Genomic DNA, 25,151 nt, shown 5'->3' with positions numbered 1-25,151 from the left:
GCATGCGCGCTGCGCCGAAATGCCTGGGCTAGAGCCGCTGCTGCAACAGTATCAATCCTGTCGATTGTTACCATTATCCTTATGAACTTTTCTCTGGCGGTGCGGCGGGTAGCATTGGCTTCGTACCCACTTTCCAGCCCTCCAGAGGAGCGCCCTGATCATGAAACGCCAATTACTGCTTAGCCTTGCCCTGTCCATCGCGGCCACCAGTGCCTTCGCCTTGCCTGGTCAGGAGCAGCACCTGACCGCCGAATCGCGCTCCAGCGACGCGGCCGCCGTGCAGCCTTTGAACACCCTTGCCGAAGGTGGCTCGGACCGTCTGATCGAACGCAGTGGCCGTGTCGCCGAAGGAGGCTCTGATCGCCTGATCGAACGCAGTGGCCGCGTCGCTGAAGGTGGCTCGGACCGTCTGATCGAGCGCAGTGGCCGTGTTGCCGAAGGTGGCTCGGACCGTCTGATCGAGCGCAGTGGCCGAGTAGCCGAAGGTGGCTCGGATCGTCTGCTTGAACTCAGCCGTGTGAGCTGATTGCCATGGCAGAAAAGGTCGATCCTCGATATTGCGCCTGCTACCCTCCAAGCCCGGTCCATTGACCGGGCTTTGTTTTTTTATCCAGAATAACCCCGTCGTACAGCCACAGAAGCCTGCCCCATGCTGCCTCGCGCCGAACAGAAGCTCCAGACCCGTCAAGCCTTGCTGGACGCTGCCTGCCAGTTGATGGAGAGCGGCCGTGGCTTTGGCAGCATCAGCCTGCGTGAAGTGGCCAAGACCGCCGGCATCGTGCCCACCGGTTTCTATCGGCACTTCCCCGACATGGACGCGCTCGGGCTGGCCTTGGTCGAAGAGGTCGACGCGACCTTCCGCCACGCGATCCGCCTGGTGCGGCAAAACGAATTTGAAATGGGTGGCATCACCGATGCCTCGGTACGCATCTTTCTCGACATGGTCGCCGCGCACCGCACTCAGTTCCTGTTTCTCGCCCGCGAGCAATACGGCGGCTCGCAGCCCGTGCGCCAGGCCATCGCTCGCCTGCGCCAGCACATCAGTTCCGACCTTGCCACTGACCTCGGCCTGATGCCGCGCTGGAAGCACCTTGATGCGGCAGCCCTGGAAGTGATGGCCGACCTGGTGGTCAAGACCGTATTCGCCACCCTGCCCGAGCTGATCGACAGTCCTGACCCACACACCGCCCAGCCGCTCAGCGCGCAAGAGAAGATCACTCAGCAGCTGCGTTTCATCTTTGTCGGTGCACGCCACTGGCAGGGTTTGAGCAGCCCTGGCTGACGGCGCCTGGCCGCTAGCTGCTATCATGGCGCCCTGCCCGATTGCGACGAGCGTTGCCATGTCCGACCCCCGCCCTACCCTGCCCGAGCTGAGCACCCGCCTCGAGCGCTTCCGTCAGCACTTCGCTGAACGCATCGTGCCGTTGTGGCAAGGCCCAGGCTGGAACGACGAACTAGCCCTGCCCTTCGAAGCCCTCGATGAACAGCACCAGCCACTGCCCGTGCAGCGCTACCGGGCGATGGCCGTCGCGCGTCAGTTGTACCTGTTCAGCAGCCGTATCGAGCAAGCCGGCGCCTCCGAGCGCGCCGCAGCATTGTTCCGTTCGCTGCAGCGCCACTTCCACGATGCCGAACACGGCGGCTGGTTTTACAGCGTAGACGCCGCTGGCAAGCCGCTGGACCGGCGCAAGGACCTGTACACCCATGCGTTCATCGTGTTCGCCTGCGCGCATTACTGGGGCAAGGTGCAGGAGGGGCTGGTCGAAGCCACACTGAACGCAGCGCTGGAAGTGGTAGCCGAACGCTTCGCGCGCGACGATGGCCTGTATGAAGCAAACCTGGGCGAAGACTGGGCCGACCTGGGCAGCGGCCCGCTGCAAAACCCGCAGATGCACCTGGCCGAGGCCTTCCTGCAAACCCTCGCAGTACGCGACGATCAGGACGTACAGCAAGCGTTGCTGCAACTGTGTGAGGCGCTGCAAACGCACTTCATCGAGCCCGAGCACGGCCTGATGCTGGAAAAACCGCGCGGCGCTGTGGATAACTGGTTCGAACCTGGTCATCAGTTCGAGTGGTTCTACCTGCTCGAAACATCGCCGCTGCTCAACAGCAGCGCGCTGCATGGGTCGATCGCCCGTGGCTTTGACTACGCCGAGCGCCATGGCGTGATCGATGCGGCGGTACTCGCCAGCCTGGATATCAATGGCAAGGTGCTCGACCCAACCCAGCGTATCTGGGCCAAGGCAGAATACCTGCGCGCGTTGGCATTGCGCCCGGGCAGTGAGCAGCAGCTGTTGCAACAGCTACGCTCGCTGGAGGACAAGTTCCTGCATGCAGGCGGCTGGCGCGAATGCCTGGACGCCACCGGCGCGGTCAGCCGGCACGACATGCCGTCGACCACGCCCTATCACCTGGCGACCTGCCTGCAAGGGCTGGACGCGCTGGCCTGACGGTTACGCGTCGCACCAAGGGGCCGCAGGCCGGCCCCGTTGCTGCGCTCAGCCTTTGGGCGAGCGATCGATCGAGAACCCAGCCCAATCCTGACTCACCGGCATCAACTCAAGGCTGTTGATGTTGATGTGCGCCGGCTGGTTGAGAATCCAGAAGATGGTCTCGGCGATGTCCTGCGGCTGGATCGCTTCGGCGCCAGCGTAGGTTGCATCGTACTTGGACTGATCGCCACCGAAGCGCACCAGCGAAAACTCGCTTTCGCACAGGCCTGGCTCGATGTTGCTGACCCGCACGCCAGTGCCACGCAGGTCGCAGCGCAAGCTCAGCGAGAACTGACCGACAAACGCCTTGGTGCCGCCATAGACGTGGCTGCCAGGGTATGGATAGTTACCCGCCACCGAACCCACGTTGAGGATCGACGCGCCACGACCATGAGCGATCAGCCGCGGCAGGAGCAGGCGAGTGGTGTACATCAGGCCCTTGATGTTGGTATCGACCATGGTGTCCCAGTCGTCCAGGTCGCACTTCTGCGCAGGGTCTGCACCCAGTGCCAGGCCTGCGTTGTTGACCAGCCCGCGCAGCTTGTCGAACGCCGGCGGCAGGTTGGCGATGGCCTGCTCCATTGCCGCGCGGTCGCGCACGTCGACCACGATGCCATGCACGTCGGTCTTGGCCGACAACTCGGCGCACAGCGCATCCAGGCGTTCTTTACGTCGGCCGGTCAGGACCAGCTTCCAGCCTGCGTCAGCAAAAAGGCGGGCGGTGGCCTCGCCGAAACCGGAAGTGGCGCCCGTGATGAATACGGTAGACGTCATGCTGTTCTCCTTCGCAATGGGGTGTCGTCGGCAGGCCTTGAAGCATGCCCGTGGCCGGCCCAGCCAGCAAGCCGTTTAAGCGACTGGTCAAAAAACGTACACATTGCGCAAAGCCTTGCCGTATAAGGCCCGGTGCAGGCTATGCGCATGTTATCCACAGGGCTTTCCCCACCGATTGGGGGCAACTTGCAACCAGCTTAGACGCGGTCTCTGTAGGAGCGGCCTTGTGTCGCGAAAGGGTCGCGTAGCGGCCCCAGCAGTTCTGCGGCGTTGCCTAAATCGTGGGGCCGCTACGCAGCCCTTTCGCGACACAAGGCCGCTCCTACAGGGTCAGCGTGCACCCTATAAAGGTTAAGTCGAGCAAAGCCATGCTAGCTGCCACTTGCAGCAGTCTGTCCAAGGCTTTTGCACAGAGTTATCCACAGACTGATCAGGCGCGAAACCCATCCGCTGCAGGGCTAATCAGGGCGCCGTTACAGGTATCCAAAGGGCATTGATCAAAATATGATCAAACCTCTACAAGCCTTGATTACAAAGGGCTGCAACAGAGTGCCACCATGTTGTCCACAGGCAGTTCCACACGATCCGTGGACAAGTTTCTACCTATGCAAACAAGGGCTTGGCGAGGGATTCGAAGAAGCGAAATCAATGGTGTGCGACAAGTTGTCCACATTTGCTGAAAGAAGGGGCCGCATAGCGGCCCCTGACCATCAATGGCCGCCAAGATAGGCGTTGCGCACATCCTCGTTGACCAACAGCTCCTGGCCGGTGCCGGTCATGCGGATCTCGCCGTTGACCATCACATAGGCGCGGTCCGACAGCTTCAAGGCATGGTTGGCGTTCTGCTCCACCAGAAAGATGGTCATGCCGCTCTGGGCCAGCTCGCGCAGGGTGGCAAAGATCTGCTTGACCACTATCGGGGCCAGGCCCAACGATGGCTCATCGAGCAGCAGCAGTTTGGGCCGGCTCATCAGCGCGCGGGCGATTGCCAGCATCTGCTGCTCGCCGCCGGACATGGTCATGGCCCGCTGGCTGCGGCGCTCCTTGAGCCGCGGAAACAGCTCGTACATACGCTGCATGTCTTCGCTGGCGTGCTTGTCGCCGATGGGGATGGTGCCCATCATCAGGTTCTCCTCGACGGTCATGTCGGGGAACACCCGGCGCCCTTCCGGCGATTGGGCAATGCCGTTGGAAGCGATGAAGTGCGGCGATTTGCGGGTGATGTCGGTGCCGCGATAAAGGATTTGCCCGGATGCTGCCCGTGGCTGGCCAAAGATCGACATCAGCAACGTCGACTTGCCGGCACCGTTGGCGCCGATCAGGCTGACCGTCTCGCCCTCGTTGATGTGCATCGAGACCTTTTTCAGGGCCTGGATCGGCCCGTAGAACACGTCCAGCTCCTTCAGCTCGAGAATGGGTGCACTCATACCAGTTCCTCTTCATCTGCACCCAGGTAGGCGGCGATCACCGTCGGGTTGTGGCGAATTTCCTGCGGCGCGCCTTGCGCGATCACCGTACCGTGGTCGAGCACGACGATATGGTCGGAGATGCTCATGACCATGCCCATGTCATGCTCGATCAGCACGACGGTGATGTCGTGCTCGTCGCGCAGCACGCGGATCATCCGGCTCAGTGCTTCGGTTTCCTGCGGGTTGAGGCCGGCGGCCGGTTCGTCCAGACAGATGATCTTGGGCCGGGTACACATGGCCCGGGCGATCTCCAGGCGGCGCTGCTGGCCGTACGATAATTCGCCAGCCAGGCGGTTGGCACAGTCGACCAGGTCGACCACTTCGAGCCAGTAGAAAGCGTGGTCCAGCGCATCGCTTTCAGCTTTGCGGTAGCTCTTGGTGTTGAGCACGCCGGCGAGCAGATTGCGGTTGACCCACATGTGCTGCGCCACCAGCAGGTTCTCCACCACGGACATTTCCTTGAACAGGCGAATGTTCTGGAAGGTCCGCGCCAGCCCGGCGCGGTTGACCAGGTGGGTGCCGCCGAACATCTTGTAGTACACGCGACTGGCAAAACGCGCCGGCGACACGAAGTCGCTGGGCTGGAAGCGCTCGCCCAGCAACTGGATCACGTCGGTCTGGTTACCGCGCAGGTTGAGCTGGATGCGCCCGCCGCTGGCCTTGTAAAAGCCGGTCAGGCAGTTGAACACGGTGGTCTTGCCGGCGCCGTTGGGGCCGATCAAGGCAAAGATCTGGTTGCGCCTGACCTGCAGGCTGACGTCGCTCAATGCCTTGATGCCGCCAAACTGCATCATCAGGTGTTCGACCGAGAGAATGACTTCGTCGCTCATGGCGCCACTCCTTTACGCGGGACTACCCCGGTGCGGCTGATCCGGATCAGCCCACGCGGTCGCCAGATCATCATCAGCACCATCAGTACCCCGAACAGCAGCACGCGGTATTCCGAGAAGCTGCGCAGCAGCTCGGGTGCCACGGTCAACACGAACGCCGCAATCACCACGCCAACGGTCGAGCCCATGCCGCCCAGCACCACGATGGCGAGGATCAACGCCGACTCGAAGAAGGTGAACGAGGACGGGTTGACGAAGCCTTGGTAAGTGGCAAAGAACACCCCCGCCAGGCCCGCGGTAGAAGCGCCCAGGGTGAATGCCGAGAGTTTCACCAGCACGTGGTTAAGCCCCATCGAGCGGCAGGCGATCTCGTCTTCGCGCAGCGCTTCCCAGGCGCGGCCAACCGGCATCCGGGTCAGCCGATGTTTGATGTACAGCACCGCCAGCACGACCAGGAACAGCACGATGTAGATGAACAGGAATTTCACGTTGGGGTTGTAGTCCAGACCAAAGAACTCATGGAACGGCACCCCGCCGTCCTTGGCCCGGCGGCCAAACTCCAGGCCGAAGAAGGTCGGTGATGGCGCCGGCATACCGTTCGGCCCGCCGGTGAAGGACAGCCAGTTGTTCAGCACCAGGCGGATGATCTCGCCAAAGCCCAGGGTCACGATCGCCAGGTAGTCGCCGTGCATGCGCAATACCGGAAAGCCCAATATGCAGCCGGCCAGTGCCGCTGCAATGGCGGCCAGCGGCAACACCGTCCAGAAGCCCAGGCCGAGGTACTGGTAACCAAGCGCCAGGCCGTAGGCGCCGATGGCATAGAACGCCACGTAGCCAAGGTCGAGCAAGCCGGCCAGGCCGACTACGATGTTCAGGCCAAGGCCCAGCAACACGTAGATCAGGCCGAGAATCACCACCGTCAGCAGGTACTTGTTGGCGAAGATCGGGAACACGATGGCGATCACGATCAGCGCCGGAATGATGTAGCGCAGCCGCGACTTGTAGTCCGGCGCCAGCACATGCACGCCCGAGCCACCACTGTCGAAGCCCTGCAGCATGCGCTGGCCGGTGCCGCTCTGGAAGAACAGGCTGAGCACGAAGCGCCCGACCATCACCGCGCCGACCAGCCAGGCCACACGGGCGGGCTCGGCGTTGAAGGTATAGCCATCGAGCACCACGCCGACCACCGGGCCGAACACGATCAGGGCAAGCAGGCCGGCGACGATGGTCTCGATCAGGCTGCGTTTGATATCAAAACCGGAAGAAGCAGAATTGGCAGCAGACATGTTCACACCTTAGCCACGAGCGGGCGGCCCAACAGGCCTTGTGGCCGGAAGATAAGGATCAACACCAGCAGCGAGAAACTGAACACGTCCTTGTAGTCGGAGTTGATCAGGCCGGCGAAGAGTGATTCGGAGATGCCCAGGATGATCCCGCCCAACATGGCTCCAGGCAGCGAACCGATGCCGCCGAGCACCGCGGCGGTGAACGCCTTGATGCCGATGATGAAGCCGGCATAGAAGTCGAAGGTGCCGTAGTTCATGGTGATCAACACGCCAGCCAGGGCGGCCATGACCGCACCGATGACGAATACGTAGGAGATCACTCGGTCGGTGTTGATACCCAGAATCGAGGCCATCTTGCGGTCTTGCTGGGTGGCGCGGCACATCCGCCCAAGTTTGGTGTACTTGATCACATAGGTGAGCAGGGCCATGCCGGCAAAGGCAGCAATCAGAATGAAGATCTTGGTGTAGGTCAGTTGCACGAAGCCGCTACCAACCTCGACCCGCAGCGCGCCTTCGAGCAGGGTCGGCACGCCTTGCTGGCGAGCGCCCTGGCTGATCTGCGCATAGTTCTGCAGGATCAGCGAGATGCCGATAGCGCTGATCAGCGGCGCCAGGCGGGTGGAGTTACGCAGGGGTTTGTACGCGATACGTTCGATGGTGAAGCCGTACACACCGGTCACCACCACGGTGAACAGCAGCGTGCCGAGCATCAGCAGCGGGAAGGATTCGACACCGAAATAAGCCAGCAATGCCAGGCTGATTGCCGCCAGGTAGGCGGAAATCATATACACCTCGCCGTGCGCGAAGTTGATCATGCCGATGATGCCATAGACCATTGTGTAGCCGATGGCGATCAGGCCGTAGACCGACCCGAGGGTCAGGCCGTTGACCAGTTGCTGCAGGAAAATACCATCCATAACGCAATCTCGCTGAGTGAGATCGCCCCTGCGCTGGCCACAGCGGGGCTGCCGTCAGGCGGCCCGCGTGGTGCAGCACAGGTGCAGATCTACGGATAAAGACAGATACCGCCTGGGCGTCGGCCCGGGTCTGTGCCCGGACCTTGCGCCGTTGTTATTTTTGTTTTTCCAGCTGGTGGTACTTGCCGTCTTTATCCCACTGGTAGACCACGTAGTCGGAGATCTTCAGGTCACCCTTGGCGTCCCAGGTCTTCTCGCCCATGACGGTCTGCACCGGGTTGGCCTTGAGCCACTTGGCGGCGTCTTCGCCCTTGTTCGACTTGGCGCCATTGAATGCAGCAGCCAGGGCCTGTACCGAGGCGTAGGCATACAGGGTGTAGCCTTCAGGCTCGGTGCCGTTCTTGCGGAACTGATCCACTACCGCCTTGCTGTCTGGCAGCAGACGCGGGTCGGCGCCGAAGGTCATGTACACGCCGTCGACGTATTGCGCGCCGCCTGCGGTAGTGACCAGTTCGTCGGTGACGATACCGTCATCGGACATGAACTTGACGTCTTTCAGGCCAGCTTCACGCAGCTGACGTACCAGCGGACCGGCTTCCGGGTGCAGGCCGCCGAAGTAGACGACATCGGCGCCGGCGCCACGGATCTTGGTGACCACCGCGCTGAAGTCTTTCTCGCCGCGGGTCAGGCCTTCATACAGCACCGGTTTGACGCCGCGTTTTTCCAGCTGCGCCTTGGTCGCATCGGCCAGGCCTTGGCCATAGGTGTCCTTGTCGTGCAGCACCACGACCTTCTTGCCCTTGAGCACATCAACGATGTAGTCGCCGGCAACGATGCCTTGCTGGTCGTCACGCCCGCACATGCGGAACATGGCCGACAGGCCCCGCTCGGTGACCTGCGGGTTGGTCGAGCCTGGGGTGATCGCGATGATGCCGGCCTCGTCGTACACCTCGGAGGCTGGGATGGTGTTGGACGAGCAGAAGTGCCCGACCACGCCAACCACTTTCTCCTGGTCGACCAGCTTGTTGGCTACCGCTACGGCCTGTTTCGGTTCGCAGGCGTCATCGCCGGCTACCAGTTTGATCTGCTCGCCGTTGACCCCACCGGCCTTGTTGATCGCGTCGGCCGCAGCCTGCGCACCTTTCATGTACTGCTCGCCAAACGCTGCGTTGGCCCCGGTCATTGGCCCCGCGACGCCGATCTTGATATCGGCCTGCACATACGAAGAAACACCCAGTGCCGTTGCCACGGCCAGAGCCAGGAAGCCTTTCTTGTAAAACGTCTGCGACATGAGGTGGTGCTCCTAGAGTCTTTTTTTTGGTTGGCACTACAACGTTCTGCTTGCTGATCAGAGCAAGCGCCGTGCCACTGACTTTGCATTTCGAGCAAACACGCCTGGCTGGCCGTCTGGAGGCCGGCGCCGGGCATCGTTCATTGAGCGTGCAACCGTCTACAACGAAGCGGGCGCCACCATTCCTCCAATATAGGCGCAACCGAGCAGTGCCATCATTGCAACCAGCACCAGTGTCAACGTGCAACCTACCGGTAACTGTCGACGTCACCGAAGTGCACACCGCTGGTGCGTGACTGCTACGGGGGCACTGTTTCAAGGCTAGTCGCTGCGCGCGAAAACGTCCGGGTTTTGGCAGTTACAGCCCCGTTGCAGGGCTGCGCGAAGCCTGCCCGCACCAGCCGCGACACGGTCAGCTGTAGGAGCGGCCTTGTGTCGCGAAAGGGCCGCGTAGCGGCCCCAGCATTTGTGCTGCACCGCAAGATCGCCGGGCCCGCTGCGCGCGCCTTTCGCGACACAAGGCCGCTCCTACAGAGGCTCCGCGCGAGGTAAAGGTAATGCGGTCAACTGTGAGTGCCCTGTGAAGCGCAAAGGCTGGCACAATGATCGCCATTCCCGCGCGCTTGCGCCGTTTCAGCGAGCGCCGCCGACCTGGAGCTTTCAATGAGCGAGAGCGCATTCTCTGAGCGCATCGTGCACAACCTGCTCGACACCGATTTTTACAAGCTGACGATGATGCAGGCGGTGCTGCACAACTATCCCGATGCTGATGTCGAGTGGGAGTTTCGCTGCCGCAACGGCGAAGACCTGCGCCCCTATCTGGGCGAGATTCGCCGCCAGATCGAGCTGCTCAGCGAGCTGACCCTGGACGACGGCCAGCTGGCGTTTCTTGAGCGCATCAGCTTTCTCAAGCCAGACTTTCTGCGCTTTTTGCGCCTGTTCCGCTTCAACCTGCGTTATGTCCATCTGGGCATCGAAGACGATCAGCTGTGCTTGCGTCTAAAAGGCCCGTGGCTGCATGTGATCCTCTTCGAGGTGCCGCTGCTGGCGCTGATCAGCGAGGTGCGCAACCGTCACCTGCACCCGCACATGCCGCTGGCGGCTGCCCGCGATCAGCTCTACCGCAAGTTCGACTGGCTCAGGGACAACGCCAGCGAGGACGAACTGGCCGAACTGCAGGTAGCCGACTTCGGCACCCGGCGACGCTTCTCCAGCCGCGTACAGGAAGAAGTCGTGCGGGTCCTGCGCGATGACTTCCCGGGGCGCTTCGTTGGCACCAGCAATGTCGATCTGGCATGGAAACTGGATATCAGACCATTGGGCACCATGGCCCATGAATGGCTGATGGCCCACCAGCAACTCGGCCCGCGCCTGATTGACAGCCAGATCGCCGCGCTCGACTGCTGGGTCCGCGAGTACCGCGGCCTGCTCGGCATCGCCTTGACCGATTGCATCACCATGGATGCCTTCCTCAATGATTTCGATCTGTACTTTGCCAAGCTGTTCGACGGCCTGCGCCACGACTCCGGCGAGCCGGTGGCCTGGGCGGAAAAGGCTATCGCCCATTACCAGCAACTGGGCATCGATCCGATGACCAAGACCCTGGTGTTCTCCGACGGTCTCGACCTGCCGCGTTCGTTGCAGATATTCCGTGCCCTGCGTGGTCGCATCAATGTCAGCTTCGGCATCGGCACCAACCTCACCTGCGACCTGCCGGGAGTAGCGCCGATGAGCATCGTGCTTAAAATGACCGACTGCAATGGCTCGCCGGTAGCGAAGATTTCCGACGAGGCCGCCAAGACGCAGTGCCGCGATGAAAACTTCGTCGCCTACCTGCGTCACGTATTCAAAGTTGCCCACAAGGAGTAACCCATGCAAGCCGTTCAGCAAGAGATCGCGCAGCAGCTCAAGGTGCAGCCGCCATTCGCCGATGCCGCCGCGCTCGAAGCCGAAATTGCCCGGCGTGTGGCCTTCATCAAGGACTGCCTGGCCAACGCCCGGCTCAAGACCCTGGTGCTGGGCATCAGTGGCGGGGTCGACTCGCTGACCGCCGCCCTGCTCGCCCAGCGCGCCGTCAACGAACTGCGCGCCAGCAGCGGCGACGACGGCTATCGCTTCATCGCCGTGCGTCTGCCGTACAACGTGCAGCACGACGAACACGACGCGCAGGCCTGCCTGGATGTGATCAAGGCCGATGAAGTGCACACCATCGACATCGCTCCCGCCGTGCTTGGGCTCAAGAGCAAGGTCGATGTGCTGCAGGACGGCGCACCGGCCATGGTCGATTTCGTGGTCGGCAACATCAAGGCGCGCATGCGCATGGTGGCCCAGTACAGCGTCGCCGGCGCCCGTGGCGGCCTGGTGATCGGCACCGACCATGCGGCCGAGGCGGTGATGGGCTTCTTCACCAAGTTTGGCGACGGCGCCTGTGATCTGGCGCCGCTCAGCGGCCTGGTGAAGAACCAGGTACGTGCCATTGCTCGTGCCTTTGGTGCGCCTGAGTCACTGGTCGAGAAAGTACCGACCGCGGACCTCGAAGACCTTGAGCCAGGCAAGCCAGATGAAGCAGCGCACGGCATCACTTACCAGCAGATCGATGCCTTCCTGCACGGTGAGCCTGTCGACCAGCATGCTTTCGATATCATCGTCAGCACCTACCGCAAGACTCAGCACAAGCGCGAGCTGCCGTTCGCGCCGTAATCGGCGGCGATAAAAAAAGCCCGACCGCGACGTTGATCGCGGCCGGGCTTTGTTTGTGGCGTGGCTTACTTGACCACGACCTTGCCTTTCATCATCGAGATGTGGCCTGGGAAGGTGCAGAAGAAGCTGTAGTCGCCGCCAGCTTCCAGCTTGGAAGTGTCGAAGGTGACCTTGGTTTCTTTCTCTGGCGCACCGATCATCGCGGTGTGAGCGATGATATTGGCGTTGTCTTCCTTCAGGTAACCTTTGTCGATGCCTTGGGTCATGCCTTCGGTGGCAATGGCCTGCATGTCGGCAGTCTTGCTGACCACCAGGTTATGGCCCATGACGTTCTTCGGCAGGTTGCCGGAGTGAGTCAGGGTCACGGTGAAGTCTTTGCAGCTCTTGTCGACGGTGAATTCTTTGCTGTTGTAGGACATCTGGTCAGTCGAATCAATGGTCACCGCGCACTCGGCTGCAAACACAGAAGCGCTGGCGAGGGTCAGCAGGGATACCGCTACAGCTTTCGCAAACATCGTGAATCTCCTTGGCAGGGTTTATCAATTGCGAGTCTGCCTGAAAGCGGAACGAGCGTGCCTGATATGCATCAAGGCAGTGTTCGGCTGGCAGCCAGTAAATTTGTTCTATGGATTGTATACAACCAATCTAAGTGCACATCATGCCTGCATAACCGACGATGGGACAACCTCTCATTTAGGAGCAAACGACATGTCCCTTGGTAGCTTGATGAACAGCCTGCTCGCCGCTTACGCCCATGGCACCACTGGCGCGGCCTGCGAGTTTTCCCGTCCCGAATAAATCCGATCTTGGAAGCGACAGGCATGCGCTTTACCCTTGGACGTCTGTAAAGGGAGATAAGCAATGCCTGTACGTTCCGTTTGTGTGTTCTGCGGCGCCAGTATCGGCGCCAACCCCGCCTACCGCGCAGCGGCCGTTGCCCTCGGCGAAGCGATTGCCCGGCGTGGCCTATGCCTGGTCTACGGCGGCGGCGCGGTCGGCCTGATGGGCGTGGTTGCCGACGCGGCGATGGCGGCCGGCGGTGAGGTGGTCGGGATCATCCCGCAGAGCCTGCTGGACGCCGAGGTTGGCCACAAGGGCCTGAGCCGGCTGGAAGTGGTCGACGGCATGCACGCGCGCAAGGCGCGCATGGCCGAGCTCAGCGATGCCTTCATCGCCCTGCCGGGTGGCCTGGGTACGCTGGAAGAGTTGTTCGAGGTGTGGACCTGGGGGCAACTGGGCTACCACGCCAAGCCGCTGGGACTGCTCGATGTAAACGGCTTCTATACCAAGCTGGGCGGGTTCCTCGACCATATTGTCGAAGAAGGTTTTGTGCGGCCGCAGCACCGGGCGATGCTGTTGCTCGGGCAGCAGGCGGATGCGCTGCTGGACGGGATGGATGAATTCGTCGCGCCGGTGGTGCCCAAGTGGATCGATCGCGCACCTGACTGACCGTGCATCTGGGCCCGCTTGCGCGGGCCTTTCGCGACACAAGGCCGCTCCCACAGATCCGGTGCACGCCTCGAAGGCGGCGCTGACCATGTGGGAGCGGCCTTGCGTCGCGAAAGGGCCGCAAAGCGGCCCCATCAACCTTCAGATCAACGCGGAACCGCTGGCTGACGCGGCTTCTTCTTGCCGCCGCCCTTGGCCGCTTCCTTACGCTCCTTGGCCGCCTGCTGGTTACGCGCAAACGCCTCGGCCTTGGCCTTCTCACGCTTGTCCCACGGCTTGCTGCCGTCACTGGCGCGCGGTGGCAACCCGGAGTGCTGAGTGAGGATCTTCTGTTCCTTGCCGACCTTGTGGCTGCCGCTCGGCGTGGAGTTCTTGCGCCGTGCACTCTGGTAGCCGTCGGTCTGCGGCTGATGCAGCGGGATCAACTGGTGCTTGCCCGGGCCGATCAGGTCGGCGCGGCCCATGCGCTCCAGTGCTTCACGCAGCATCGGCCAGCCTTTCGGGTCGTGGTAGCGCAAGAATGCCTTGTGCAGCCGACGCTGCTCGTCGCTCTTGACGATCTCGACGCCTTCGCTCTTGTAGGTGACCTTGCGCAGCGGGTTCTTGCCCGAATGGTACATCGCCGTGGCCGAGGCCATTGGCGACGGGTAGAACGCTTGCACCTGGTCGGCACGGAAGCCGTTGCCCTTGAGCCACAGGGCGAGGTTCATCATGTCCTCGTCGGTGGTGCCCGGGTGCGCGGCGATGAAGTACGGGATCAGGTACTGCTCTTTGCCCGCTTCTTTCGAGTACTTCTCGAACATGCGCTTGAAGCGATCGTAGCTGCCGATACCCGGCTTCATCATCTTGTCCAGCGGGCCACGCTCGGTGTGCTCCGGGGCAATCTTCAGGTAACCGCCGACGTGGTGCGTAACCAGTTCCTTGACGTACTCCGGCGACTCGACCGCGAGGTCGTAGCGCAGGCCCGAAGCGATCAGGATCTTCTTCACCCCCGGCAAGGCACGGGCCTTGCGGTACAGTTCGATCAGCGAAGTGTGGTCGGTGTTGAGGTTCTCGCAGATGCCCGGGAACACGCACGACGGCTTGCGGCAGTGCTTCTCGATCTCGGTGCTTTTGCAGGCGATGCGGTACATGTTGGCGGTCGGCCCGCCAAGGTCGGAGACCACGCCGGTGAAGCCCGGCACCTTGTCACGCATCTCCTCGATCTCGTTGAGGATCGACTCGTGCGAGCGGTTCTGGATGATGCGGCCTTCATGCTCGGTGATCGAGCAGAAGGTGCAGCCGCCAAAGCAGCCACGCATGATGTTCACCGAGAAGCGAATCATCTCGTAGGCCGGGATGCGCTCCTTGCCGTAGGCCGGGTGCGGCACACGGGCATACGGCATGCCGAACACGTAGTCCATTTCTTCGGTGGTCATCGGAATCGGCGGCTGGTTGAACCAGACGTCGACGTCGCCGTGCTTCTGCACCAGCGCACGGGCGTTGCCCGGGTTGGTTTCAAGGTGCAGAACGCGGTTGGCATGGGCGTACAGCACCGGGTCATTGCGGACCTTCTCGAACGAGGGCAGACGCAGCACGGTCTTGTCGCGGGTCATGCCCGGGCTGTCGAGGATCTGCACCACCTTGGCTTCGTTCGGATCTTCGACCTCGCCCTTGGCTTGCTCGATGGCGCAGGCCTGGGTGTCTTGAGTATTCACGTACGGGTTGATGATCTTGTCGACCTTGCCCGGACGGTCGATGCGCGTCGAGTCGATTTCGAACCAGCCGGCCGGGGTGTCGCGGCGTACGAAGGCGGTGCCGCGCACGTCAGTGATCTGCTCGATGGTTTCGCCGTTGGACAGGCGCTGCGCGACTTCAACTACCGCACGCTCGGCGTTGCCGAACAGGAGGATGTCGGCGCAGGCGTCGATCAGGATCGAATGGCGGACCTTGTCCTGCCAGTAATCGTAGTGGGCGATGCGGCGCAGCGAAGCCTCGATGCCGCCGAGCACGATCGGCACATGCTTGTAGGCTTCCTTGCAGCGCTGGCTGTACACCAAGCTGGCACGGTCAGGGCGCTTGCCGGCCAGACCACCAGGGGTGTAGGCATCGTCGGAGCGCATCTTCTTGTCAGCGGTGTAGCGGTTGATCATCGAGTCCATGTTGCCGGCCGCGACGCCGAAGAACAGGTTCGGCTCGCCAAGCTTCATGAAGTCGTCTTTGGACTGCCAGTTCGGCTGGGCAATGATGCCGACCCGGAAGCCCTGGGCTTCGAGCAGGCGGCCGATGATGGCCATGCCAAACGACGGATGGTCGACGTAGGCATCACCGGTCACGATGATGATGTCGCAGGAATCCCAGCCGAGCTGATCCATCTCCTCCCTGCTCATCGGCAGGAAAGGCGCTGGCCCGAAGCATTCGGCCCAGTACTTGGGATAGTCGTAAAGTGGTTTGGCTGCGTGCATGTCAGTGACCGGTTCTTGGTGTGCAGGGAAATCGCGGGCGCGGAATATAGCACAAATTTTGATCAAATCCGACGGTAATGGTCGGATTCATGATGAGGGGCTCGGGCGGCGCAGCAGCACCGCCGGCTGTTACTCGTCGTCGTCGAAGTTGTACGCCCCCGGGGCGAGGTTCTCGAAGCGGGTGTACTTGCCGATGAACGCCAGGCGGACAAACCCGATAGGGCCGTTCCGCTGCTTGCCGATGATGATCTCGGCGACGCCCTTGTGCTCGGTCTCGGGGTGATAGACCTCATCCCGGTAGACAAACATGATCACGTCGGCGTCCTGCTCGATTGCACCCGATTCACGCAAGTCGGAGTTGACCGGGCGCTTGTTCGGGCGCTGTTCCAGCGAGCGGTTCAACTGCGACAAGGCAATGACCGGGCAGTTGAATTCCTTGGCCAGGGCTTTCAACGAGCGGGAAATCTCCGAAATCTCGTTGGTACGGTTGTCACCACTGGAGCCCGGGATCTGCATCAGCTGCAGGTAGTCGACCATGATCATGCCGATCTCGCCGTGTTCGCGGGCCAGGCGGCGGGTCCGCGCGCGCATCTCCGAAGGGCTGATACCGGCGGTATCGTCGATGAACAGCTTGCGGTCGTTGAGCAGGTTGACTGCGGAGGTCAGGCGCGGCCAGTCGTCATCATCAAGCTGACCGGAACGCACCTTGGTCTGGTCGATGCGACCCAACGACGAGAGCATCCGCATGATCAGCGATTCGCCTGGCATCTCGAGGGAGAACACCAGCACCGCCTTGTCGCTGCGCAGCACGGCGTTTTCCACCAGGTTCATGGCGAAGGTGGTTTTACCCATCGACGGACGGCCGGCAACGATGATCAGGTCGGCCGCCTGCAGGCCGCTGGTCTTGCCGTCCAGGTCGGTATAGCCGGTGGAGATACCGGTGATGTCGCTGTCGGAGTTGAACAGCGTGTCGATGCGGTCGATGGCCTTGGCCAGCAGGTCGTTGACCCCGACCGGGCCGCCGGTCTTGGGCCGCGCCTCGGCGATCTGGAAGATCTGCCGCTCGGCATCGTCAAGAATCTCAGCGGCGTTGCGCCCTTGCGGGTTGAAGGCGTTGTCGGCGATATCGGTGCTGATGCTGATCAGCTGGCGCAGCGTGGCGCGCTCACGAATGATCGCCGCATAGGCCTTGATGTTGGCAACCGACGGGGTGTTCTTGGCCAGCTCGGCCAGATACGCCAGGCCGCCGACCTGGCTCGACTGGCCTTCGCGGTCGAGCTGTTCGTGCAGGGTGACCACGTCGAACGGCTGGTTGAGGTCAACCAGCTTGTGGATGGCACGGAAGATCAGGCGGTGGTCATGCCGGTAGAAGTCGCCATCCGAGACCTGATCCAGCACCCGCTCCCAGGCTTCGTTGTCCAGCATCAGACCACCGAGCACGGCCTGTTCGGCCTCGATGGAATGCGGCGGCACTTTCAGCGCGGCGGTTTGCAGGTCGAGCTGTTCTGGATGGGTGATCTCGTTCATGGCCACAATAGAATTCTGGGTGATGAGAAAAACAAAGGGCACGGCCTGCAAAGCAGAGCCGCGCCCAATGTTAACCGGCTAGCCCACAGGGAGCCAGCCGAGTGCTACAGCTTAGGCTGCAACGACAACCACGCGAACGGTGGCTTCAACGTCGCTGTGCAGGTGCACGGCTACGTCGTATTCGCCAACGTTACGGATGGTGCCGTTCGGCAGACGAACTTCAGCTTTAGCCACTTCAACGCCGGAGGCGGTCAGGGCATCAGCGATGTCGTGGGTGCCGATCGAACCGAACAGCTTGCCTTCGTCGCCAGCGGTGGCAGTGATAGTCACTTCCAGCTCGGCCAGTTGGGCAGCACGGCTTTCAGCCGAAGATTTCTTGTCGGCTGCAGCTTTTTCAAGCTCGGCGCGACGTTCTTCGAACGCAGCGACGTTGGCGGCATTGGCAACAGTGGCCTTGCCGAACGGCAGCAGGAAGTTACGGCCGTAACCGGCTTTAACTTTAACTTTGTCGCCCAGGTTGCCCAGGTTAGCGACTTTTTCCAGCAGGATCAGTTCCATTTGGTAAAACCTCTTAACTTTTAACCTTCACCGTTCGCGGAATCGTCACCCTGAGGCGACTTGCGACCGCGAAAATCAACCAGGCTATCGACAATGGCCAGGACCACGAGCAGCGGATAAGTCAGCTGCATGAACAGCACCAGCGTCACGTACAACCCGACCAGCCAGAATCTGCCCAGACGTTTCTGTGCCACCAACCCGTGCAGCAGGGCAAGCCCGGCAAACATGAGCGGTACGCTGCAAAGCGGCGTGAGCAGCGCCAGGGCAGAACCGAGGTTCGGACCCAACACCATGCACCCCAGCAATACCAGCGTTGGCACCAAGGGAATCCGTACCGCTTGAAACTCGCGGCCGAAACCTCCCGGGTTGTACAACGAGGCCTGCCAGTAGCGCCCCAACATCAGGGACAACACACTGACAACCTGCAGCAAAGCCGCAATCAGGCCATTGAGCACCGGTACGACAAGACTCCCAAGGCGTGCCTGCTCCTCTACCGATAACTGCTGGTAGAGACCGTCGAGCATCTGCGGCAGGGCTTTTTCAAGCGCTCGCGCCAGAGCTTCAATCGGTTCACGGAACACCGAACTGAGAATCAGGCCATACAACAGGCCCAGTGCAATGCTGGACAACAGCACCCGGTTCCAGGAATGCCCGGCGCGCAACAGCGCAGCCAACCCCAGCGTACCCAGCAACACCATCAAGGTGCGCGGCTCGCCGAAGACCCACCAGACCAACGCCGGCAAAATGCCCCAGACGATGACCGAGGAAGCGTCCTTGAAACCGCGCCGCAGGAACACCAGGCTCCCAGCGGCGGCACACAACCAGAACAACAGCGGCAATGCCGCACAACCGGCCACTACTACAGCGGCCTGCACGCGACCGCGCATGATGAAATCAGCCAACGCTCGCATGCTTATCCCTTGCTACTTGTCGAAAGCCAGGCCTCAGCGGCCGTGGCTGTCGGTGTAGGCAAGCAGGGCCAGGAAGCGGGCGCGCTTGATAGCGGTAGCCAGCTGACGCTGATAACGAGCTTTGGTACCGGTGATACGGCTTGGAACGATCTTGCCGGTTTCGGATACGTAAGCTTTCAGGGTGTTGAGATCTTTGAAGTCGATCTCTTTCACGTCTTCAGCAGTGAAGCGGCAGAATTTACGACGACGGAAGAAACGTGCCATGTAATAGGCTCCTCAAAAGGTCCGTGGATTACTCGTCAGCGCTATCGCTGGCGTCGCTGTCATTGCTGTCGTCGCCATCGGCGCCATCAGCTTCAGGACGTTCACGACGCTCACGGCGCTCGCTGCGGTTCTCTTCGGCCTTGAGCATCTCGGACGGGCCAGTAACGGCTTCGTCGCGACGGATGACCAGGTTACGGATCACGGCATCGTTGTAACGGAAGTTGTCTTCCAGCTCGGCCAGGGCCTTGCCAGTGCACTCAACGTTCAGCATCACGTAGTGAGCCTTGTGAACATTGTTGATTGCGTAGGCCAGTTGACGACGGCCCCAATCTTCCAGACGGTGGATTTTGCCACCATCTTCTTCGATCAGCTTGGTGTAACGCTCAACCATGCCGCCGACTTGCTCGCTCTGATCCGGGTGGACCAGAAAGATGATTTCGTAATGACGCATGAATGCTCCTTACGGGTTATAAGCCTGCCAGGGAATCTGGTCAGACAAGGAGTGAATGACACTGTATGACTTGCCTTGTGCAGAAGGCACATGCGCGCCTGCCTGCTGGGCAAGGGGCGCAATTGTAGAGAAGGCGGGACGCACAAGCAAGGTGATTGGCGATTATTTGAACAGCGGCAGGGATCTGCCCAAATCGCCAGGGTGCAGACTGATCCCGGCGGGCAAATAGCTACGCCGGGATCGCTGCAGACGACTGGATCAGCGCTTCAGTTGGCGCTGACGTACGGCTTCGAACAGGCACACACCGGTAGCCACCGACACGTTCAGGCTGCTGACGCTGCCAGCCATCGGCAGCTTCACGAGGAAGTCGCAATGATCACGGGTCAGACGACGCATGCCCTTGCCTTCAGCACCCATGACCACCACCAGCGGACCGGTCAGGTCCTGCTGGTAGATCTCCTTGTCGGCTTCGCCGGCAGTGCCGACCACCCACAGGCCGCGCTGCTGGAGCTTCTCCAGGGTACGCGCCAGGTTGGTCACGGCGACCAGCGGGATCACCTCGGCAGCGCCGCAAGCAACCTTGCGCACAGCCGGAGTCAGGGTCGCCGACTTGTCCTTGGGCACCACCACTGCGGTGGCACCGGCAGCATCGGCGGTGCGCAGGCACGCGCCGAGGTTGTGCGGGTCGGTAACGCCATCGAGCACGAGAATCAGCGGCGGGGTTTCGGTGCGCTCGAGCAACTCCTCGAGCATCAACTCGCCCCACACCTGCGCCGGGCTGACTTCAGCCACCACGCCCTGATGCACGCCTTCAACCCAGGCGTCCATCTCGCGACGCTCGGCCTGGCCGACCGCTACGCGGTTTTCTGCGGCCAGAGCCAGCAGGGTTTGCAGACGCGGCTCACTGCGCCCTTCCGACAACCAGATCTGCTTGACCCGCTTGGGATGGTGCTGCAGCAGCGCCTGCACGGCGTGCACGCCGTAGATTTTTTCCAACTGACTCATGACTTGTTCTTGCTCTTGCGTGGCGCGCCGGACTTGGACGGCCCTTTACGGTGTTTGCTTGGCTTGTCGCTGGCGGACTTGCTCGAACTTTTGCCGGACTTGCTTGCCGTCGGCGCATTGCGGGCTTCGCCCATCAGCGCTTTTTTCACTTCACGGCTCTTGCGGACTTCGGCGTTGCGCTGCACGGCATCGCTCGGGAAGTAGGCATCCGAACTTTCATTCTTGCGCCGACGCGGTGCTGGCTCGGCCTTGGCTTCTGGCTTGGCTTGCGACGTGGCCTCGCGCTTGCTGTCCTGCTTCACGTCACGCTTGCCCGTGCCAGCACCTTTGCCTGCCGGCGCGGACTTGCCCGCCGGAGCCGTCTCGGCGGCGCCACGTTGCTTGCGGCCAACCGGCGCATTGACGGTGGCTTCGGACATTTCGAAGTCGATCTTACGCTCGTCGAGATCGACCCGCATGACCTTGACTTCAACCGTGTCGCCCAGGCGGAAGCTGCGGCCGGTGCGTTCGCCCGACAGGCGATGATGCACGGCGTCGTAGTGGTAGTAGTCGCCCGGCAGCGCGCTGACGTGGACCAGACCTTCGACGTAAATGTCGGTCAGTTCGATGAACAAACCAAAACCGGTCACAGCGGTGATCACGCCCAGGAAGACTTCGCCCACGCGGTCTTTCATGTACTCGCACTTGAGCCAGTTGACCACGTCGCGGGTGGCCTCGTCGGCGCGCCGCTCGGTCATCGAGCACTGCTCGCCCATCTGCTCCAGGGTGGCAACGTCGTACGGGTAGATGCGCGCTTTGGGGATGGCCACGGCGCCGGCACGCTTGACGTGCGGGGTGTCGATCTTGGAGCGGATCACGCTGCGAATGGCACGGTGCACCAGCAGGTCCGGGTAACGCCGGATCGGCGAAGTGAAGTGGGTGTACGCTTCGTAGTTCAGACCAAAGTGGCCATTGTTGTCGGTGCTGTACACCGCCTGGCTCAACGAGCGCAGCATCACCGTCTGGATCAGGTGGAAGTCCGGACGCCCGGAAATGCTCGCCAGCAGGGCCTGATAGTCCTTCGGCGAAGGCTCCTTGCCCTTGTGCAGCGACAAGCCCAGCTCGCCGAGGAAGGCGCGCAGTTTTTCCAGACGCTCCGGTGGCGGGCCGTCGTGCACACGGTACAACGACGGCACTTCGTGCTTCTGCATGAACGCAGCGGTCGCAACGTTGGCCGCGAGCATGCACTCTTCGATCAGCTTGTGCGCTTCGTTACGTACGGTCGGGCGAATTTCTTCGATCTTGCGGTTATCACCGAAGATGATCCGGGTTTCCTGGGTCTCGAAGTCGATCGCGCCACGGGTATGGCGCGCCGCCAGCAGGACCTTGTACAGGGCGTGCAGGTTCTTCAGGTGTGGCACGACTTCGCTGTACTCATCGCGCAGAGCCTTGCCTTCACGGGTACGCGAGTGCTCGAGCATGCTGCTGACCTTGTTGTAGGTCAGGCGTGCATGGGAGTGGATCACCGCCTCGCAGAACTGGTAGTCGACCATCTGCCCGGACTTGTTGATGGTCATTTCACAGACCATGGCCAGGCGATCGACGTGCGGATTCAACGAGCACAGGCCGTTGGACAGCTCCTCGGGCAGCATCGGGATCACCCGCTCAGGGAAATACACCGAGTTGCCGCGTTGCTGCGCTTCCATATCCAGGGCCGAGCCCAGGCGCACGTAGCTGGACACGTCGGCAATCGCCACGTACAGGCGCCAGCCGCCGGAGAACAGCCGCAGCTTGCCTTGCGGCTCGCAATAGACGGCGTCGTCGAAGTCACGGGCGTCTTCGCCGTCGATAGTGACGAACGGCAGGTGACGCAGGTCGATGCGCCGTTCCTTGTCCTTTTCTTCGACTTCGGAGCGGAACTTGCGCGCTTCCTTGACCACTTCCTGCGGCCACACGTGCGGGATGTCATAGCTACGCAGGGCAACGTCGATTTCCATGCCCGGCGCCATGTAGTTGCCGATCACCTCGACCACATCACCCTGCGGCTGGAACCGCGGCGTTGGCCAGTGGGTGATTTTGATTTCGACGAACTGGCCAATCTTGGCGCCACCGTTACGCCCGGCAGTGACCAGCACTTCCTGCTGGATCTTCGGGTTGTCCGGGGTTACGTAGCCGATGCCGCCTTCTTCGAAGTAACGGCCAACCACGCTCTCATGGGCGCGGGAGATGATCTCGACCAGCACACCTTCGCGGCGACCACGACGGTCAGTACCGGAAACCCGTGCCAGGGCACGGTCACCGTCGAACGCCAGACGCATCTGCGACGGGCTGAGGAACAGGTCAGCGCTGCCATCATCCGGGATGAGGAAGCCGAAACCATCGCGATGGCCAGACACGCGGCCGCAGATCAGGTCCAGTTTGTCTACCGGGGCATAGGTGCCACGCCGGGTATAGATCAGCTGACCGTCACGTTCCATGGCGCGCAGGCGGCGGCGCAGGGCTTCGATCTGGTCTTCTTCGAGCAGGCCGAACTCTGCGGCCAGCTCCTCGCGCGCGGCTGGCTCGCCACGATCGGCAAGGCGCTGCAGGATCAGCTCACGGCTGGGAATAGGGTTGTCGTATTTATCCGCTTCGCGAGCGGCCTCTGGATCGAGGGATTGCCAATCGGCCATCAGGAGGGGTTCACCTTGGTATATATAGAGTAGAAGTTTGGCATAGGCCTATTGAAACCGGAAATGTCGTCGTTGGACAGCCCCCGTCTGACAGTCTTGTTGGCGAGGGAAGCTCAACAGAATCAACGTGTTGAGTTTTTTACTTTTTTTTTGATACGAGGGCTTTACAGCCCCCAATGGCGTCCGTATAGTGCGCACCACAACGACGGACACCGCCGTTGTAGTTGAGATAAGCGATGTTGTAAAGCATCCTCTAATCTTGACAGTGTGCCCAGGTGGCGGAATTGGTAGACGCGCTGGTTTCAGGTATCAGTGACCGCAAGGTCGTGGAAGTTCGAGTCTTCTCCTGGGCACCAAATATTTCGAAGCATAGATAGCAGGTCTGTCTGTGATTCAGCAAGAGATTCATCGCAGTACGCTGTAGATGTAAAGCTTTGCCCAGGTGGCGGAATTGGTAGACGCGCTGGTTTCAGGTATCAGTGACCGCAAGGTCGTGGAAGTTCGAGTCTTCTCCTGGGCACCAAATTAAAAACCCACTAGCTTGCTAGTGGGTTTTTTCTTGCCTGCGATTTGGTATGCCCCGCCATGACCGGCCTGAGCAGCCCTCCTCCTTCAAAAACTCTTCTCGAATTTCAGCGCCACTTCGGTCTGGCGATAGGCATAGGCCCAGTCGATGCTGCTGTCAGTCACCGTGCGTTTGGCGTACAGGCTCGGTACCACGCCAGCGAACGCCAGCCGCGGCACGCTGAGCGTGGCGATATAGATCTGCTGGCGATCCTTGCGCAAGCCGCCGAGAAACGCATCGGGCTGGTCGTAGCGGGTCTTGCGGTAGAGACCGACGACGCTCAGATTCAGCCCGGCATCAAAGCTGTGATAGGCGCCGAGGCTGGCCAGGTACTCGCGATTGCTGGCACTGGCGGCGTCCTGGCTGCGCCGGGTATAGGTCACTCCGGTAAATACCAGGGTCCGTGGATCGAGCATGTACGACAGCGAAGTACCGACCTGCCGCTCGTCGTAGTCATCGAAATAATCGCGTTGCTCACCCTGAAAGCGAAAGTACTTGTTCTGCAGCTGCAGGCTGAGCTGCAGACGGTTGCTCAGGTTGTGCTTCCATTCGCCGCGTACGCCGCTGGCCTGGTACTTGGTGTGGTGGTCGCTGTAGTAGTTTTCGAACAACGGCGTCAGCGACACATCGTTGAGCGCGCTCTGAAAGTTGTAGCCGGCGTAGAGCACGCTGGTGTTGTCGTCGTACCAGGTCTGGTTCTCCTGCGTTTCGCTATGTTTGTCATAGCTGTTGCCATAGCTCAGCCCGCGCACCAGCAGGTGGTGATTACCAGCCAGCTGAAAGCGCCGCTCGGCAGCCACGTCATAGACCGTGCTGGCTGACTTGATCGGCTTGGGCATCTGCCGTGAGTAATCAAAGCACTCGAAGAAAATCGTGCACACCTGGGTGGTGGTGAGCATGCCATTGCCCTGGTTGATATTGCTGTTGTAGCCAAACCCCAGCGATGCCGAGCCGTGCCACTCGCGCCGGCTGTCGATGGCACTGCGGTACTGACCAAGCACTTCGAGCACCGCATCGGGCACTTCAGCACTGGCGACCTCAGCGAACAACGCTTCGGCTTCAGCGGTCTGGTTGTCTTCGAACAGCGTACGCGCCAGCTCCAGACGGGCACGGACGAAGCCGGGCTGCAGTTGATCGGCGCGGCGCAGGTGAGCGATCGCCTGTTTGTACTTGCGCCCCTGGCGATCGATCAGGCCTTCGGCCATTTCCACCAATGCCTGTTCGTGCCCGGGCAGTTGCCGGTAGCGCTCGACAAACTGGCGCACCTTGCTCCACTGCTGCAGGTTGATCGACACATAGATAGCCGGGCCGAGGTCTGCGAGGCTGTTCTGCACGTTGTACGTCTGCCCCTCGATGGTGATCAAGGATGCGTCATTCTCGGCCGGGTCCGGTGCGCCCAGGTTGGCCCGCTCCCGCGCCTCGGCGCGGCGGTCAATCTTGTTCAGCAGCAGACGGGTGTCGTCATCGTCGGCCAGCAGTACGGGGGAGAACAAGGTCGAGAGACACAGCAGGGCGACGTGCACCCGCATGGACGGCAGCATGGTGATCGATCCAGAGACAGGGACAA

22 protein-coding genes and 2 tRNA genes are annotated in these 25,151 nt (G+C 61.4%); 8 read left to right on the top strand and 16 right to left on the bottom strand.

All coding sequences use genetic code 11. The features are described from left to right. Nucleotides 1-160 precede the first annotated feature (160 nt). From K3F44_RS22465 to K3F44_RS22455, 3 genes are all read left to right on the top strand, one after another. The gene (locus tag K3F44_RS22465; RefSeq protein WP_220632997.1) at nt 161-526 is read left to right on the top strand and encodes a hypothetical protein; all 366 of its coding nucleotides are present in this window, start codon (nt 161-163) and stop codon (nt 524-526) included. Nucleotides 527-649: 123 nt separating this feature from the next. Next, nucleotides 650-1,282: an HTH-type transcriptional repressor FabR gene (gene fabR, locus K3F44_RS22460; protein ID WP_103435870.1), complete on the top strand. Its 633-nt coding sequence runs from the start codon at nt 650-652 to the stop codon at nt 1,280-1,282. A gap of 58 nt (nt 1,283-1,340) precedes the next feature. Next, the gene (locus K3F44_RS22455) at nt 1,341-2,450 is read left to right on the top strand and encodes an AGE family epimerase/isomerase (protein ID WP_220632996.1); all 1,110 of its coding nucleotides are present in this window, start codon (nt 1,341-1,343) and stop codon (nt 2,448-2,450) included. Nucleotides 2,451-2,498: 48 nt separating this feature from the next. On the opposite strand, the gene K3F44_RS22450 is transcribed toward K3F44_RS22455, so the two are convergent. The 6 genes from K3F44_RS22450 to K3F44_RS22425 all read right to left on the bottom strand — a co-directional run bounded on the left by K3F44_RS22450 (nt 2,499) and on the right by K3F44_RS22425 (nt 9,059). Beyond that, entirely contained in the window at nt 2,499-3,266 is a 768-nt protein-coding gene (locus K3F44_RS22450) for an SDR family oxidoreductase (protein ID WP_103435868.1), read from the bottom strand. Between the two features lie 710 nt (nt 3,267-3,976). Beyond that, a complete protein-coding gene (locus K3F44_RS22445) occupies nt 3,977-4,693 on the bottom strand; it encodes an ABC transporter ATP-binding protein (protein ID WP_103435867.1) in 717 nt (238 codons plus the stop codon). Further along, nucleotides 4,690-5,565, bottom strand: a complete 876-nt coding sequence (locus K3F44_RS22440; RefSeq protein ID WP_101315989.1) for an ATP-binding cassette domain-containing protein — start codon at nt 5,563-5,565, stop codon at nt 4,690-4,692. The genes K3F44_RS22445 and K3F44_RS22440 overlap by 4 nt, the downstream gene beginning before the upstream one ends. Then, the gene (livM, locus tag K3F44_RS22435) at nt 5,562-6,851 is read right to left on the bottom strand and encodes a high-affinity branched-chain amino acid ABC transporter permease LivM (RefSeq protein WP_101315987.1); all 1,290 of its coding nucleotides are present in this window, start codon (nt 6,849-6,851) and stop codon (nt 5,562-5,564) included. The genes K3F44_RS22440 and livM overlap by 4 nt, the downstream gene beginning before the upstream one ends. A 2-nt stretch (nt 6,852-6,853) precedes the next feature. Then, nucleotides 6,854-7,768 (bottom strand): ABC transporter permease subunit, encoded by a 915-nt coding sequence (locus K3F44_RS22430; protein WP_101315985.1) that lies wholly within the window; start codon nt 7,766-7,768, stop codon nt 6,854-6,856. A gap of 154 nt (nt 7,769-7,922) precedes the next feature. Beyond that, the gene (locus K3F44_RS22425) at nt 7,923-9,059 is read right to left on the bottom strand and encodes a branched-chain amino acid ABC transporter substrate-binding protein (protein WP_101315983.1); all 1,137 of its coding nucleotides are present in this window, start codon (nt 9,057-9,059) and stop codon (nt 7,923-7,925) included. A gap of 663 nt (nt 9,060-9,722) precedes the next feature. Here K3F44_RS22425 and pncB point away from each other — a divergent pair. Both pncB and nadE read left to right on the top strand, forming a co-directional pair. Next, nucleotides 9,723-10,928 (top strand): nicotinate phosphoribosyltransferase, encoded by a 1,206-nt coding sequence (gene pncB, locus K3F44_RS22420; protein ID WP_220632995.1) that lies wholly within the window; start codon nt 9,723-9,725, stop codon nt 10,926-10,928. Between the two features lie 3 nt (nt 10,929-10,931). After that, a complete protein-coding gene (gene nadE / locus K3F44_RS22415; RefSeq protein ID WP_150572870.1) occupies nt 10,932-11,759 on the top strand; it encodes an ammonia-dependent NAD(+) synthetase in 828 nt (275 codons plus the stop codon). A gap of 65 nt (nt 11,760-11,824) precedes the next feature. On the opposite strand, the gene azu is transcribed toward nadE, so the two are convergent. Then, nucleotides 11,825-12,274, bottom strand: a complete 450-nt coding sequence (gene azu / locus K3F44_RS22410) for an azurin (protein WP_101315977.1) — start codon at nt 12,272-12,274, stop codon at nt 11,825-11,827. Nucleotides 12,275-12,620: 346 nt separating this feature from the next. Here azu and K3F44_RS22405 point away from each other — a divergent pair, with 346 nt between their 5' ends. Then, nucleotides 12,621-13,208, top strand: a complete 588-nt coding sequence (locus K3F44_RS22405; protein WP_220632994.1) for a TIGR00730 family Rossman fold protein — start codon at nt 12,621-12,623, stop codon at nt 13,206-13,208. 146 nt (nt 13,209-13,354) lie between these two features. Here the strand turns inward: K3F44_RS22405 and K3F44_RS22400 are convergent, their stop codons facing one another. The 8 genes from K3F44_RS22400 to rnr form a co-directional block, all read right to left on the bottom strand. Next, on the bottom strand, nt 13,355-15,652 hold the full coding sequence (locus tag K3F44_RS22400; RefSeq protein WP_101315973.1) for a YgiQ family radical SAM protein: 2,298 nt from the start codon (nt 15,650-15,652) through the stop codon (nt 13,355-13,357). A 129-nt stretch (nt 15,653-15,781) separates the two neighbouring features. Further along, nucleotides 15,782-17,179 (bottom strand): replicative DNA helicase, encoded by a 1,398-nt coding sequence (gene dnaB, locus K3F44_RS22395; protein ID WP_101315971.1) that lies wholly within the window; start codon nt 17,177-17,179, stop codon nt 15,782-15,784. 111 nt (nt 17,180-17,290) lie between these two features. Then, on the bottom strand, nt 17,291-17,737 hold the full coding sequence (gene rplI / locus K3F44_RS22390) for a 50S ribosomal protein L9 (protein ID WP_101315969.1): 447 nt from the start codon (nt 17,735-17,737) through the stop codon (nt 17,291-17,293). A 20-nt stretch (nt 17,738-17,757) separates the two neighbouring features. Then, entirely contained in the window at nt 17,758-18,648 is an 891-nt protein-coding gene (locus tag K3F44_RS22385; protein WP_150571557.1) for a hypothetical protein, read from the bottom strand. 33 nt (nt 18,649-18,681) lie between these two features. Continuing rightward, on the bottom strand, nt 18,682-18,912 hold the full coding sequence (rpsR, locus tag K3F44_RS22380) for a 30S ribosomal protein S18 (protein ID WP_101315965.1): 231 nt from the start codon (nt 18,910-18,912) through the stop codon (nt 18,682-18,684). Nucleotides 18,913-18,940: 28 nt separating this feature from the next. Then, nucleotides 18,941-19,363, bottom strand: coding sequence for a 30S ribosomal protein S6 (rpsF, locus tag K3F44_RS22375; RefSeq protein WP_101315962.1), 423 nt, complete (start codon nt 19,361-19,363; stop codon nt 18,941-18,943). Nucleotides 19,364-19,621: 258 nt separating this feature from the next. Next, nucleotides 19,622-20,368, bottom strand: coding sequence for a 23S rRNA (guanosine(2251)-2'-O)-methyltransferase RlmB (gene rlmB, locus K3F44_RS22370; RefSeq protein WP_101315960.1), 747 nt, complete (start codon nt 20,366-20,368; stop codon nt 19,622-19,624). Next, a complete protein-coding gene (gene rnr, locus K3F44_RS22365; protein WP_220632993.1) occupies nt 20,365-23,019 on the bottom strand; it encodes a ribonuclease R in 2,655 nt (884 codons plus the stop codon). The genes rlmB and rnr overlap by 4 nt, the downstream gene beginning before the upstream one ends. 269 nt (nt 23,020-23,288) lie before the next feature. Between rnr and K3F44_RS22360 the strand changes: the two genes are divergently transcribed. Together K3F44_RS22360 and K3F44_RS22355 are read left to right on the top strand one after the other, a co-directional pair. Then, nucleotides 23,289-23,375 (top strand) — tRNA-Leu (locus tag K3F44_RS22360). 80 nt (nt 23,376-23,455) lie between these two features. Continuing rightward, nucleotides 23,456-23,542 (top strand) — tRNA-Leu (locus tag K3F44_RS22355). 89 nt (nt 23,543-23,631) lie between these two features. On the opposite strand, the gene K3F44_RS22350 is transcribed toward K3F44_RS22355, so the two are convergent. Continuing rightward, on the bottom strand, nt 23,632-25,125 hold the full coding sequence (locus K3F44_RS22350; protein WP_220632992.1) for a porin family protein: 1,494 nt from the start codon (nt 25,123-25,125) through the stop codon (nt 23,632-23,634). Between the last annotated feature and the right edge of the window lie 26 nt (nt 25,126-25,151).

Source organism: Pseudomonas sp. S07E 245 (genome assembly GCF_019599025.1).
Classification (GTDB): domain Bacteria; phylum Pseudomonadota; class Gammaproteobacteria; order Pseudomonadales; family Pseudomonadaceae; genus Aquipseudomonas; species Aquipseudomonas shirazensis.
The sequence above is the reverse complement of the archived record's forward strand: the minus strand, read 5'-3'. Positions and strand labels throughout refer to the sequence as shown.

Coding starts and splice junctions, on each gene's coding strand:
- rpsR (WP_101315965.1), bottom strand. CDS start 18,912: ATGGCACGTTTCTTCCGTCGTCGTAAATTCTGCCGCTTCACTGCTGAA.
- azu (WP_101315977.1), bottom strand. CDS start 12,274: ATGTTTGCGAAAGCTGTAGCGGTATCCCTGCTGACCCTCGCCAGCGCT.
- K3F44_RS22385 (WP_150571557.1), bottom strand. CDS start 18,648: ATGCGAGCGTTGGCTGATTTCATCATGCGCGGTCGCGTGCAGGCCGCT.
- K3F44_RS22405 (WP_220632994.1), top strand. CDS start 12,621: ATGCCTGTACGTTCCGTTTGTGTGTTCTGCGGCGCCAGTATCGGCGCC.
- K3F44_RS22455 (WP_220632996.1), top strand. CDS start 1,341: ATGTCCGACCCCCGCCCTACCCTGCCCGAGCTGAGCACCCGCCTCGAG.
- K3F44_RS22440 (WP_101315989.1), bottom strand. CDS start 5,565: ATGAGCGACGAAGTCATTCTCTCGGTCGAACACCTGATGATGCAGTTT.
- rplI (WP_101315969.1), bottom strand. CDS start 17,737: ATGGAACTGATCCTGCTGGAAAAAGTCGCTAACCTGGGCAACCTGGGC.
- rnr (WP_220632993.1), bottom strand. CDS start 23,019: ATGGCCGATTGGCAATCCCTCGATCCAGAGGCCGCTCGCGAAGCGGAT.
- K3F44_RS22450 (WP_103435868.1), bottom strand. CDS start 3,266: ATGACGTCTACCGTATTCATCACGGGCGCCACTTCCGGTTTCGGCGAG.
- nadE (WP_150572870.1), top strand. CDS start 10,932: ATGCAAGCCGTTCAGCAAGAGATCGCGCAGCAGCTCAAGGTGCAGCCG.
- rlmB (WP_101315960.1), bottom strand. CDS start 20,368: ATGAGTCAGTTGGAAAAAATCTACGGCGTGCACGCCGTGCAGGCGCTG.
- pncB (WP_220632995.1), top strand. CDS start 9,723: ATGAGCGAGAGCGCATTCTCTGAGCGCATCGTGCACAACCTGCTCGAC.
- K3F44_RS22430 (WP_101315985.1), bottom strand. CDS start 7,768: ATGGATGGTATTTTCCTGCAGCAACTGGTCAACGGCCTGACCCTCGGG.
- K3F44_RS22425 (WP_101315983.1), bottom strand. CDS start 9,059: ATGTCGCAGACGTTTTACAAGAAAGGCTTCCTGGCTCTGGCCGTGGCA.
- K3F44_RS22465 (WP_220632997.1), top strand. CDS start 161: ATGAAACGCCAATTACTGCTTAGCCTTGCCCTGTCCATCGCGGCCACC.
- K3F44_RS22445 (WP_103435867.1), bottom strand. CDS start 4,693: ATGAGTGCACCCATTCTCGAGCTGAAGGAGCTGGACGTGTTCTACGGG.
- fabR (WP_103435870.1), top strand. CDS start 650: ATGCTGCCTCGCGCCGAACAGAAGCTCCAGACCCGTCAAGCCTTGCTG.
- K3F44_RS22400 (WP_101315973.1), bottom strand. CDS start 15,652: ATGCACGCAGCCAAACCACTTTACGACTATCCCAAGTACTGGGCCGAA.
- livM (WP_101315987.1), bottom strand. CDS start 6,851: ATGTCTGCTGCCAATTCTGCTTCTTCCGGTTTTGATATCAAACGCAGC.
- K3F44_RS22350 (WP_220632992.1), bottom strand. CDS start 25,125: ATGCTGCCGTCCATGCGGGTGCACGTCGCCCTGCTGTGTCTCTCGACC.
- rpsF (WP_101315962.1), bottom strand. CDS start 19,363: ATGCGTCATTACGAAATCATCTTTCTGGTCCACCCGGATCAGAGCGAG.
- dnaB (WP_101315971.1), bottom strand. CDS start 17,179: ATGAACGAGATCACCCATCCAGAACAGCTCGACCTGCAAACCGCCGCG.